Source organism: Paenibacillus sp. 01T424, assembly GCF_056398745.1.
In genome coordinates, this window is record NZ_JBFTPZ010000014.1 from 49,813 (window position 1) to 62,264 (window position 12,452).

A 12,452-nucleotide genomic window follows, 5' to 3' on the forward strand; every position below is an offset into this window, starting at 1 on the left:
GCATGAATACTTACTTTATTACCGAAACCGAACAGCGTAGAAGAAAACGCGCAGTCCTCGTAATGACCGTGCTTAGCGTACTTATTGTATTGTCCGTTATCATCAGTATGAACACAGGATTTATTCGCTTAGCACCGCTTGACGTATTCAAAACGTTAATTGGATCGGGAACGGCTAAGCAGGAGCTAATTCTATTTGATTTCCGCTTGCCGCGGATTGTCATCTCTATATTAATTGGTGCAGGTTTTGCAGTATCGGGCTGTATTATTCAAGGATTATCGCGCAATCCGCTTTCTGATCCAGGGCTGCTGGGTATAAACGCGGGCGCAGGGCTTGCAGTTATCTTGTTTATTTCTTTTTATCCGACGACGGAAAAGGGCTCTATATTTTTGATGCCGTTTCTTGCATTAATCGGAGCATCGTTTACCGCATTGTTCATTTTTGTACTTTCGTATAAAAGACATCGAGGGTTATTGCCAACTCGGATGATATTGGTAGGTATCGCTGTAGCGGCGGGTATTAGCGCAGCGATGCAGCTTCTGATTTTGCGTCTAACGCCTGAGAAATATCAGTTTTTTGCTGTATGGATGGCGGGGAGCATTTGGGGAACGAACTGGAAGTATGTGGTTGCACTGCTCCCATGGTTAATCGTTATTTTTCCAATCGTGCAATATAAGGCGAAAGCATTGAATGCATTAAATTTAGGCGATCAATTGGCAGTTGGACTTGGAGCTCAAGTGAACAAGGAGCGGGCATTGCTGCTTGCTGCAGCGGTAGGCCTAGCTGGTTCTTGCGTTGCTGTCGGCGGGGGCATCGGATTTGTCGGACTCATAGCGCCTCACTTGGCAAGAAGACTTGTCGGTCCGCAGCATCAGGTATTATTGCCAGCTTCAGCTTTTGTAGGCGCGCTGCTCGTTATTGTGGCGGATACACTTGCCAGATGGGCATTCCAGCCAAACGAAATTCCAACAGGCATTGTTGTTGCTGTTATTGGAGCACCTTATTTCTTATACTTATTGTCCAGATCGAAATAGTTAAAACAGTTGAAACAGAAACCGCGGAGAGCTGCATGCTCCCGCGGTTTTTTGTTTTTTAAAAGCCGCTTATGTACATTTGTCTGTACTCCTTGTAGCGAGCCCATAGGTACCTGCATATATTACCTATGACATTTCAGGTGGAAGAAGGAGAGGACTATGACAAAAAACAGAAAAGGGAAAAGCCCGAAGGGGCGAAAGCCGCTTTTTTATGTTGATAATCCGAATGCTTCCGAGTTAAAGTGGCTAGATGATTTGAACAGGAAGAAGGCCGCTGTTGCACAAGCACATGCAGCTAAAACGTTGATTAAAAAAGAGGAAGAAGAGAAGGAGAAAGCGAGCATTAACGCACTCGCTCTCATACTTGAGAATCCATCAGAGCAGATGGATTCGGAAGTTGTCACGGTGGAGGACTCTGAGGAGATTGAACAGTTAGAACAACTTATTCAAGTGGAACCGGTGGAGCAAGAGCAGCAGCTGGAACTAGTAGAGCAGCAGGAACAAGTGGGGCAAGTAGAACTGTTGGAGCAAGGGGAACAGCTGGAACAATCGCAAGAAGAGCAGCAGGAGCAAGCAAGGCTGTTGGAGCTAGGGGAGCAGCTGGAACTAAATGAACAATTGGAACAATCGCATGGAGAAGAGCTGCAGGAGCAATTAGAGCATTTGGATACGCTGGAACAGCTGCACCAGATTGAAGAGCAAGAGCAGCTCGCTGTCGAAGAGCTTGCCCAGCAGATCGCACAGTTAAGCTTGGAAGAAAAGTTTGAGAAACTTGATGAGAAATTGGCACCGGAAGGTCCTCCAGCTTTTATATACACGGATGATTTGGTAGACTTTTCGGTTACATCAGAGAAAATTGCACCTGGGTCGATCGATAGCAGCAAGCTGGCAGCAGGCAGCGTGCAGGCAAGCACGATTGCCGATTATTCCATTCACACCATCCATTTAGCTGACGGCACAATCAACTCCGCTAAAATTGCAAAAGAATCGATTATGGGCGAGCATTTGGTAAACCACTCGATTACTGGAAACAAAATTTTGGATTATTCAATTTCTGGAAATAAGCTTCAAGATGGCAGCATCTCGTCAGAGAAGCTTGCGGATCGTACGATCAGTATGGACAAAATTGCAGAAGGGTCAATCGAATCCAGGCATTTGAAGTCATTGCTCATTACAACAGACCTGCTTGCCGATCAAGCCATTACTGGCGATAAAATTAAAAGCGGAACGATCCGACCGGAAAATTTGGCTAATGAAGCCGTTGACAACTCAAAGCTTTCTGAAGGAGCAGTAACACATTCCAAACTTCGTGACTCAGCTGTTACGAGTGAGAAGATAGCAGCAGAAGCGATTGAAGCGGAGCATTTGAAGCCTGGATTGCTGCTATCTGAGCATGTCGCAGTTGGTATTATTCAGGGAAAGCATTTGGCCCTCGGAGACATAGCCGCGGAACATCTAGCAGAAGGAGCAGTCGGAACAAGGGAACTGCAGCCAAAAGCGGTAAAAGCAGAACAATTAGCGGACGAATCGGTATCTTCATCTCATCTGCAAGCAGCGGCCGTTCTAAGCTCCCACATTGGAACAGGGCAAATAACAAGTGAGCACATCGCGGATCAGTCCATTAACTCTAGGAAGCTTGCGGATCAATCGGTATCCACCATTAAAATTGTTGATCATTCGATAACGATTTCCAAGCTTTCTGATCAATCCGTTAATGCTCAGAAGCTCGCGAATGACTCCGTTCACAGCCGTCATTTGGGCTCTGGAAGCATTACATCCGACAAAATTGCTGATGGGCAAATATTGCAGGCGCATCTGACAACAGATGCAGTAAACATGAAGCATATTGCACCAAATGCAATTAAACGGGATCATCTACAAAGCGGCATTGTTAATGAAGATAAAATCGCGCCATTATCCATTCGTGTTGACCATATTGGTATGGAGGCTGTTGGTACTACTCAATTAGCGGATGCTTCAATAACGCGAAGTAAGCTGGCTGATGGTGCTGTTGATAGTAAAGTCATAACAAACTTTGCTATTGAATCCCGGCATCTTCAGGATGAATCGGTAACGTTTCAAAAGCTGGCTCCTGAAGTGTTAAGGTCGTATCATTTTACTAAGGGTGCCGTAACGGGTGAAGCGATTTCTTCTGAAGCAGTGAACGGCATGCATTTAAAATCGGAGATCATTGAAGGACGCCATCTCGCAAAGGATGCTGTAGATAATAAAAAGCTGCAAGACGGTTCAGTTACGAGCAGCAAGCTAACGAAAGGCGCTGTCACGGATCAAGCTATTGCTTCAGGTGCAGTTTTTTCGCATCATTTGGCAGATCATACTGTAAATTCATTAAAGCTTTCCCCTGAATCGGTTACGACGGATAAGCTGGCTGATTTAAGCGTCTCGACTGGCAAGCTCGCAGACGGAAGCGTATCGAGTGTCAAGATTGCGTCTCAAGCTATTATGCCAGGGCATCTCGGAGCCAATTTGATTGCTTCCCACCACATACAAGCAGAATCGATTCGCTCGACCCATATTGAAGCTCATGCAATTGGAGCTGAACATTTGGCTGATCAATCGATCGGAAATGAGCACCTTCAAGATGGTGTCATTACATCTGCTAAACTAGCTTACGGCGCTGTGCAATCAAAGCAGATAGCAAATGAAGCGGTGCTTAGCCGTCATTTGGGAAATGCATCCGTGCTTGGAATCCATTTGGGAGAAGGAGCGGTTCATGCCGCGCATTTGGCGGATGATTCGATTACGATTGAAAAGCTGACAGCAAACAGTATTGGACCAGCGCAATTGCAAAACGATTCCGTAGGTGCTGATGTTATAAGCAAAGGTGCTGTAGGTACGGATCATATCGCACCAGGAGCCATTACGTCGGGTAAAATAGCGGAATTGTCGATCGGCGCGAAGCAGCTTAAGCCAGAGTCGGTAAATGCAACGCATTTAACAATAAATAGTGTAAACGAACATGCATTGCAGGATGAGTCGGTGACGAGTGCAAAGCTGGCTCAAGATGCCGTCTCAAGCGAGCATGTACAGCTCGAATCACTTGCCGGCAAACATTTGAAATCCGATTCGATTCAAGGCTATCACGTTCGCAAGGGCACGATTACACTAGCTCATTTGGCTAATGATGTGCTTGTGTTTGACCGAATTGCTGACAATAGTATTTTGGGAAGAAAGATTAAGGAAGGCTCTATCGATAGTAAGTTGTTGTCCGTCGACAGTGTGGGGACGGAGCAGCTGGCAGACGGAAGCGTGACGACGTCGAAGCTGAATCTAGGTAGCGTAGGAAAGGATCAGTTGTCGGACGGAAGCGTAACGACATCGAAGCTGGTACTAGGCAGTGTAGGTTCGGAGCAGCTGGCGAATGAAAGTGTGACGACGACGAAATTGGTACTAGGCAGCGTAGGCACGAAGCAGTTGTCGGACGGCAGTGTGACGACATCGAAGCTGGAACTAGGCAGTGTGGGTACGGAGCAGTTGTCGGACGGAAGTGTAACGTCGTCGAAGCTGGAGCTAGGCAGCATAGGCTCGGCGCAGTTGTCAGATGGTTGTGTGACCAAATCGAAGCTGGAGCTGCGCAGTGTAGGTACGGAGCAGTTATCAGATCGCAGTGTGACGACATCAAAGCTGGTACTTGGCAGCGTGGGTACGGATCAGTTGACGGATGGCAGTGTAACGACATCGAAGCTTGATTTAGGCAGTGTAGGTACGGAGCAGTTGGCGGACGGTAGTATAACAAAATCAAAGTTGGTACTAGGCAGTGTAGGCTCGGATCAGTTGTCGGATGGCAGTGTGACGACGACGAAGTTGGTACGAGGCAGCGTGGGTACGGATCAGTTGATGGATAGCAGTGTGACGACATCGAAGCTGGTACTTGGCAGCGTGAGTACGGATCAGTTGTCGGATGGCAGTGTGACGACATCGAAGCTGGTACCTGGCAGTGTAGGCCCAGATCAGTTGTCGGATGGCAGTGTGACGAAATCGAAGCTGGAGCTACGCAGTGTAGGTACGGATCAGTTGGCGGATGGTAGTGTAACGAAATCGAAGCTGGAGCTGCGCAGTGTAGGTACGGAGCAGCTGGCGGATGGCAGTGTAACAAAATCGAAGCTGGTACTAGGCAGTGTAGGCTCGGATCAGTTGTCGAATGGCAGTGTGACGACGACGAAGTTGGTGCTTGGCAGCGTGGGTACGGATCAGTTGGCGGACGGCAGTGTAACAAAATCGAAGCTGGAACTAGGCAGTGTAGGCTCTGATCAGTTGTCGAATGGTAGTGTGACGACGACGAAGTTGGTGCTTGGCAGCGTGGGTACGGATCAGTTGTCGGATGGCAGTGTGACGGCATCGAAGCTTGAGCTAGGCAGCGTAGGTACGGATCAGTTGTCAGATGAAAGTGTAACTACAACAAAGATTGCGTTAGAGAGCATAGGCTCGGAGCAGTTAATGGATGGAAGCGTGACTGCATGGAAACTAGCGTTTGGAAGCGTTGGATCAGAACAGCTGACTGACGGAAGTGTGACAACAGAGAAACTGGCATTTGGCAGCGTAGGCTCGAATCAGCTGTTGGACGGAAGTGTGACGTCAACGAAGCTGGCATTTGGCAGTGTAAATTCGGAACAGGTGACGGACGGCAGTGTGACGACATCGAAGCTGGCGTATGAAAGCATAGGTTCGGAGCAACTAGCAGATGGCAGTGTGACAACATCGAAGCTATCGTATGGAAGCATTGGTTTAGAACAACTAATGGATAGAAGTGTGACATCAGCGAAACTTGCGTATGGAAGCGTTGGTTCAGAACAACTGACGGATAGAAGTGTGACATCAGCGAAGCTTACGTATGGAAGCGTTGGATCAGACCAGCTGACTGACGGAAGTGTGACAACAGAGAAACTGGCGCTAGGCAGCGTAGGTCCGAATCAGCTGATGGACGGAAGTGTGACATCAACGAAGCTGGCATTTGGCAGTGTAAATTCGGAACAGCTGACGGACGGCAGTGTGACGACAGCGAAGCTTGCGTATGGAAGCGTAGATTCAGAACAGCTGATGGGCGGAAGTGTAACATCATCAAAATTGGCATATGACAGTGTAGGTTCAGAGCACTTGATAGACAGAAGCGTGACGACGACCAAGCTAGCATTTGACAGCGTAGGTTTGGAACAGCTGATGGACGGAAGCGTGACATCCGCAAAGCTGGCGAATGGAAGCATTGGTTCAGAACAACTGACGGATAGAAGTGTGACATCAACAAAGCTTGCGTATGGAAGCGTAGGTTCAGAACAACTGACGGATAGAAGTGTGACATCAGCGAAGCTTACGCATGGAAGCGTAAGTTCAGAACAGTTGGCAGACGGAAGCGTGACTACATCGAAGCTGGCTTATGGCAGTGTAGATTCAGAACAGCTGATGGGCGGCAGCGTAACTTCATCGAAACTGGCGTATGATAGCATAGGTTCAGAGCACTTAATGGACGGAAGCGTGACAACGACGAAGCTGGGAATTGGCAGCGTAGGTGCGGAACAGCTGACGGACGGAAGCGTGACAACGACGAAGCTGGCATTAGGCAGTGTAGGTTCGGAGCATCTGACGGACGGAAGCGTGACGACAACGAAGCTAGCGTATGGCAGCGTAGGTGCGGAACAGCTGACGGACGGAAGCGTGACGACAACGAAGCTAGCGTATGGYAGCGTAGGTGCGGAACAGCTGACGGACGGAAGCGTGACGACAACGAAGCTAGCGTATGGCAGCGTAGGTGCGGAACAGCTGACGGACGGAAGCGTGACAACGACGAAGCTRGCGTATGGCAGCGTAGGTGCGGAACAGCTGACGGACGGAAGCGTGACAACGACGAAGCTGGGAATTGGCAGCGTAGGAACGGAGCAGCTGACGGACGGAAGCGTGACAACGACGAAGCTGGCGTATGGCAGCGTAGGAACGGAACAGCTGACGGACGGAAGCGTGACGACAACGAAGCTAGCGTATGGCAGCGTAGGTGCGGAACAGCTGACGGACGGAAGCGTAACTTCAGCGAAGCTCGCTCTTGGCAGCGTAGGAACGGAACAAATTGTTCCTGGAAGCATTACCGCAGATTTGTTGGCACCTGGATTACTGCTGAGCAATGTAGAGGGTTCAGCTGCAAATCAAGTAGAGCAGATTGCAGATGGCTCAATTACTGGAAGGCATATTCAAGAGCAATCCATTGGTCTTTCAGCACTGCAATTTGCACCTGTAATTACTAACGCAAGCCAAGGCATTGTAAAGCAGCAATTTGGGCTTGCGCCTTACAGCTTTACTGTGCAAGCAGAACAAGTAGAGCTTATCATTCCATTTGATGAGCCGTTCGTGGATAATTATTACGTGCTAACCGTAACGACTGACAACCCGGCTTGCTATGCTGTAGCTCATTCGAAAGCTGCGGATCATGCAGTTATTCTCATCATTCGTACACGCATCAGTCAAGAGCCAGTTGGCCATCTCAACTGGATTGCTATCGGTAAAGGATAAGACGAATTGAAAAGGAGATTGCCTGTAGGTGTAAAACACCAAAGGCAGTCTCTTTTTATACAAAATTATAAGACAACTCTAGCATTTTGTTGTCGCAGCATTTTATACTCATTCCTTGATAAGCAGTACACTTGCCGTTGCAGATATCTCTTCAAAACATACTATATGATGTTGAAGTAAAAAAGATCAAATGACGGATTGGAGAGGTTATCGATGAGACGCAAAAAAAGACCGGTCCGACGTCTCAAAAACAATGTTAGTTTGCGCAATACAGCGAAAAAAAGAGTAGAGAGATATAGGCTGGGTATGAATGAAGGCTATGAGGAAGGATTGAAAGCCGGCATTGAAAGCTATGATTCTTGTTTCGAAGGAACTAGCATAATTATTCCCAGTCATAATGAGGTTGAATCGGTAAAAGCATGTATCGAAGGCATTATGGATCATACCGATTTGCCTTATGAAATCATCGTTATAGATAATGGATCTTCTGATGGTATCGAGCATTATTTAAGACAACTAGATGGCCAAGTGCGGTATCGTATTTTAGCAAAATCGGCAGGCTTCACAGGCGCTGCAAATAAAGGTTTAATGATGGCTAAAGGGACGACTATTTTGCTGCTAAACAATGGGATGCGACCGACTGAAAATTGGCTCGACAATCTATTAATATGCTTGAATAGCCATGCTGGCATCGGAATGGTAGGCCCTGTCTCTATCGGTCTGACTGGCAAACAAAAGATGGAGTTTCATTATGTTGATATGGAAGATATGCATGAACTTGCGAGATTAAATAATGCTAGTGATTCATCGAAATGGCATCAAACAGAGCGGTTAGCAAGCAGATGCCTGCTCTTTCGGCRCGAGCTGCTGGAGAAAGTGGGTTTTCTCGATGAAGGCTGCCAAGAGTCGCCGTTTGAAGCAGAAGATTATGGCTTGCGAGTGAGATTGCAAGGATATTCATTGGTTTACGCGCGCGACGCCTACATTCATGCCGAACGACATGATAAGGAGCTGGCGGAGTATAACGCGAAAGAGTCCGAGGCCCTTAATTCCAAGCATTATTTTATGAACAAATGGAGCGACTTGGATGAGAAGTTTTTGGACCGAGAGGGAACTGACTTTGAACGTCAAGCCAAGCTTCCTGAATGGGAAGCGGGCATTAGACCGAAGCTTGGGGAGTCGGTGTTTTATCCGCAGCAAATGGTCGTAAAAGGTTTTGGAGAAACAATCTATTGGATAGAGGACAGCGTTAGACGGCCAATTCATGGCTTATGGGAGCAGCCAGTTAAACGTGTATCTCAGCTTGACTTGTGTCGTTGGCCGATCGGTGAGCCTATCGAGGTGGATGTAGTCATTTCACGTAAAGGCTCGCTATGTTACGGTGATAACAACGAACTCCAAAATGGCAGCATTTATGCAAGTGAGAACGGAAGCAGCTTCTATCTTGAGAATGGCAAGAAACGTATTATTATGAGTCGCCTTGCTGCCGATGGCTGGGGCTTGCAGCCTGGACATAAAGAGAAGCTTTCCGAAGCAGAGCTTCGTATGATTCCCGATGGCTTGCCCTTGATCGCACCGATTACGCTTCGTCAAGCATTGTAACAAAAGGGAAGTATCCACTGCTGCGGAGCACGCATATGATGTAGGAGMAAGGAGGGAAAGTACGATGCAAGCTACAATTACGGAAATTATGCAGCATATGTCTCACGGCAATGTACAAATGGCACGAATGCTAGAAGCAGAACGGCATGTAACGGTTCGCTTATCCGAGATCGTGCAGGCGCTTCCAGACGAGCATCCGAATTTAGGAGGTTTATCTGGCATTCTGGAAAATACGCAAGCAGTGGGTCAGAATATCGTTGCATATTTGAATAGTATCGCAGATTTTCAAGAAACGATTGCTTCTCAGCTTACCTATGTCATCCGTGAGCTGAAGGAAGCAGACGGGGAAGAATAGAGAGCAAATAAGGAGGTCTAGCTTGCAATGGATCGTGATCAAGCCTATATGCGAATGCTTAGCTCAACAGCTAATATGCAATGGAATATAGCAATTATGCTGGAAGCCAAAGCGGCTGAGGCAGAGAAGATGCGAGGCTGGATATGTAATCATGTGCATACCCACACCTTTAATTCGCACCAAACGCAGCTAGGCCAGTCTATTCAAATGCATGATCAGGTGATTGAGATGATCGATGGAATCGCGAAGCTTGATCAAGGGATCGTGTCTATTATGAAGGCTGTGCTGCAGCAAGAGGAAGAAATGTCAGAGAGCTATGGTGATTCATTGTCTTCACTGGGCAAGGGCTTCACCTTTGGTGACAAAAACTGATGGAGACCTTGGGATCTGAACGTGAGGCAAGAGCGGCTTTTTTAGCCTCGCTTGCTAGAAGCCAAGGCGCGCTTGCCCGTATATTAGAAAGTATCGCTGATGTGTCTGATGCTTCACAAGGAACAGTTAAGCTCCTCCGGGACAATGTAAGATCGCTTACCGAACTACAGGAAACGATTGCTGAATCGGTAACAAGCCTTGCTTGGCATAGACGGGTAAAACGGAAGGGTAATCCAACGAAGCCATGGCTTCAGCCTGAGCTGCCTATTTATGGCGTTCATTGGTCAGGGGGAGAGGGGATTGTTGAACAATAAGAGCAAAACACGGAAAAGTGAAAGTGCACGAAGCCCTCGCAAACGGACAGCAAGAAGAAATACGACAAGCAAAAAAACACTACAACGTAGAAAACAAGTACCGAGGAAACGATTTGCCCATAAGGAAACCGAACGAGCAGGACTTGGGCAAACCTTTAATGATGGCTATAACACAGGTTTTGCAACGGGTTTTGAAGATGGACATCAAGCAGCATACGAGAGTCAACCCTAAATGGCTGTAGAAAAACAGCCCTCTACACCATCGGTTCCAAGCGGAATGTAATCGATGGAGTATTGGGCTGTTTAGCATGTTCTAGAAGGACCAGCGAAGAACGACACCAGCTTGAGTTAATCCGCCTCCAAAGCCGTATAGGAGCAAAAGATGTCCAGGCTTAACGAAGCCGGATTTCACAGCCTCGTCTAGGGCAAGCGGAATGGATGCAGCGGATGTGTTGCCATATTGTTTTATACTCGATAAGGTTTGTTCAAGTGAGAAGCCTGTTCGTTCGCAAAGCGATTCTATAATTCGCATATTAGCGCTATGAGGAATAAACCAATTGATTTCTGCCGGTGTATATCCGCTCTTCTCCAATAGCTGCTGAACACCTTCAGCTACATGACTAACCGCCCAGCGATATACTTCCCGGCCATTTTGCACGATTAAACCGTTCGTTTGTATATCATGCTCACCAATTGCGGATGCTAAACTGCTGCGATAAAGCAGATGACCACGTGCACCATCTGTTTTGGTATATACTGCTTCGATATCGCCATGTCTGTCATGCGAAGCTTCCATAAGAATTGCGCCAGCCCCGTCGCCAAACAAAATACAGGTCGTACGGTCTGTATAGTCCGTAATTTTGGATAACGTTTCTGCGCCAAGCACTAAAATTTTGCGATGCGCTCCAGATAACAACAAGCCATTCGCTAATTGGATGGCAGCGGCAAAACCAGCACAGGCTGCTTGAATATCGGCTGCACCTGCATGGCTGATGTTGAAGTGCGACTGCACCTGAGAAGCTACGCTTGGGAAGACAGCATCTGGCGTAGAAGTAGCCACGATAATGTAGTCAACATCAGTCACACTTACGCCGTAGCGTTCAATCATATTATGAACAGCTTCAAAGCATAGATCGCTGGTGAACTGACTGTCGGAGGCGATATGACGCTCCTTGATGCCGGTTCGCTGCATGATCCATTCATCGCTCGTCTCCACAAGCTTCTCCATATCTGTGTTTGTTAGAATCCGTTCAGGAACGTAAGTGCCTATCGCGGTAATGACGGCATTCGATTGAATGGCAGATGGTTTTATTTTGTCCATACAATGCACACTTCCTCTCAAAATTAGTACCAAGTACTAGTATCTGATACTAATTTACTTCATCCCTTTTGCTTTGTCAATGCAATGAATAGCGAGTCCAGAAAAGGCGAACGCTAAGGAAGGGTCCGGTGCCTAAACAAAACAAGTTGGAGGATGGCTAAATGCGCAAACAAATCGTTGCTTTGTCTGCAGGTGTGCTGCTAAGCACAATGCTGGCAGGCTGCATGGAAAATCACGGTGAGCTTGGAAATAAAGACATCCGCTCGAATAGTATCCGTTATGATGCAAATGGTAATTTATTAAAAAATAAACGATTCGCTGATGACCAAATGAATGAGAAAAATCGAGTAAATGGACGCAGGCTAAACAGCAATAACGTCATCGGCTCGCATAAAAATTATAGAATGCAAATGAATGAAAAAATGGCTAAGGAGATCACAGATTTAGGTGTAGTCAAATCTTCATATGTGATGATAACCGACCATAACGCATACGTCGCTGTTTCATTAGATGAGATTCAGCCTAAGGTTGAATCCAAAATGCTAAGTCGAACAAATAGTGGGTATATGGGGAAAGAGGGCGTGGAGATTAGCCGGCGCATGAGCACCCTGTCTACAGGAAACCATATGCTTACGGCGCAAGTAAAGGAACAAATTGCGAGTAAAGTGAAGCAATTAAATCCGAGCATTGAACATGTATATGTGTCAGCTAATCCTGATTTTGTTGGGCGGATGAATGCGTATATGAATGATGTGAAGCTTGGGCATCCTATACAAGGCTATATTGCAGAATTTAATGCGATGGTCGAACGAATTTTTCCAGCGCAGACTATAGAAAATAAGATGAAGAGCAAAAGCATCAAAGATAGGCGCATGATTTACGACTAAAGGGCAGGTAATCGTAATGAAAATACAGAAACGGCTGGAGGGTTTCAATCT

At 47.0% G+C, this 12,452-nt stretch carries 9 protein-coding genes; 8 read left to right on the plus strand and 1 reads right to left on the minus strand.

Annotation, left to right across the window (positions count from 1 at the left end):
• Positions 1 to 2: 2 nt before the first annotated feature.
• The 7 genes from AC1DPK_RS13275 (at position 3) to AC1DPK_RS13305 (ending at position 10,425) form a co-directional block, all read left to right on the plus strand.
• Entirely contained in the window at positions 3 to 1,034 is a 1,032-nt protein-coding gene (locus AC1DPK_RS13275; RefSeq protein WP_477510595.1) for a FecCD family ABC transporter permease, read from the plus strand.
• Between the two features lie 159 nt (positions 1,035 to 1,193).
• Positions 1,194 to 7,550 carry a WIAG-tail domain gene (locus tag AC1DPK_RS13280; protein ID WP_477510596.1) on the plus strand — a complete coding sequence of 2,119 codons (6,357 nt, stop codon included), beginning with the start codon at positions 1,194 to 1,196 and terminating at the stop codon, positions 7,548 to 7,550.
• A gap of 213 nt (positions 7,551 to 7,763) precedes the next feature.
• Positions 7,764 to 9,152, plus strand: a complete 1,389-nt coding sequence (locus tag AC1DPK_RS13285; RefSeq protein WP_477510597.1) for a glycosyltransferase family 2 protein — start codon at positions 7,764 to 7,766, stop codon at positions 9,150 to 9,152.
• Positions 9,153 to 9,216: 64 nt separating this feature from the next.
• On the plus strand, positions 9,217 to 9,507 hold the full coding sequence (locus AC1DPK_RS13290) for a nucleoside-diphosphate sugar epimerase (RefSeq protein ID WP_477510598.1): 291 nt from the start codon (positions 9,217 to 9,219) through the stop codon (positions 9,505 to 9,507).
• A gap of 27 nt (positions 9,508 to 9,534) precedes the next feature.
• Positions 9,535 to 9,879 (plus strand): alpha-helical endospore appendage domain-containing protein, encoded by a 345-nt coding sequence (locus AC1DPK_RS13295; protein ID WP_477510599.1) that lies wholly within the window; start codon positions 9,535 to 9,537, stop codon positions 9,877 to 9,879.
• On the plus strand, positions 9,879 to 10,193 hold the full coding sequence (locus AC1DPK_RS13300; protein ID WP_477510600.1) for a hypothetical protein: 315 nt from the start codon (positions 9,879 to 9,881) through the stop codon (positions 10,191 to 10,193). The genes AC1DPK_RS13295 and AC1DPK_RS13300 overlap by 1 nt, the downstream gene beginning before the upstream one ends.
• On the plus strand, positions 10,180 to 10,425 hold the full coding sequence (locus AC1DPK_RS13305; protein WP_441886803.1) for a hypothetical protein: 246 nt from the start codon (positions 10,180 to 10,182) through the stop codon (positions 10,423 to 10,425). Before AC1DPK_RS13300 ends, AC1DPK_RS13305 begins: the two co-directional genes overlap by 14 nt.
• A gap of 81 nt (positions 10,426 to 10,506) precedes the next feature.
• Here AC1DPK_RS13305 and AC1DPK_RS13310 read toward each other — a convergent pair whose 3' ends face one another.
• Positions 10,507 to 11,514 carry a beta-ketoacyl-ACP synthase 3 gene (locus AC1DPK_RS13310; RefSeq protein WP_477510601.1) on the minus strand — a complete coding sequence of 336 codons (1,008 nt, stop codon included), beginning with the start codon at positions 11,512 to 11,514 and terminating at the stop codon, positions 10,507 to 10,509.
• A 161-nt stretch (positions 11,515 to 11,675) separates the two neighbouring features.
• Between AC1DPK_RS13310 and AC1DPK_RS13315 the strand changes: the two genes are divergently transcribed.
• Positions 11,676 to 12,401, plus strand: a complete 726-nt coding sequence (locus AC1DPK_RS13315; RefSeq protein ID WP_477510602.1) for a YhcN/YlaJ family sporulation lipoprotein — start codon at positions 11,676 to 11,678, stop codon at positions 12,399 to 12,401.
• Positions 12,402 to 12,452: the final 51 nt, after the last annotated feature.

Bases quoted from the DNA above. Each gene is read 5' to 3' on its own strand.
- AC1DPK_RS13300 (WP_477510600.1), top strand. From the start codon at position 9,879: ATGGAGACCTTGGGATCTGAACGTGAGGCAAGAGCGGCTTTTTTAGCC.
- AC1DPK_RS13295 (WP_477510599.1), top strand. From the start codon at position 9,535: ATGGATCGTGATCAAGCCTATATGCGAATGCTTAGCTCAACAGCTAAT.
- AC1DPK_RS13275 (WP_477510595.1), top strand. From the start codon at position 3: ATGAATACTTACTTTATTACCGAAACCGAACAGCGTAGAAGAAAACGC.
- AC1DPK_RS13310 (WP_477510601.1), bottom strand. From the start codon at position 11,514: ATGGACAAAATAAAACCATCTGCCATTCAATCGAATGCCGTCATTACC.
- AC1DPK_RS13315 (WP_477510602.1), top strand. From the start codon at position 11,676: ATGCGCAAACAAATCGTTGCTTTGTCTGCAGGTGTGCTGCTAAGCACA.
- AC1DPK_RS13290 (WP_477510598.1), top strand. From the start codon at position 9,217: ATGCAAGCTACAATTACGGAAATTATGCAGCATATGTCTCACGGCAAT.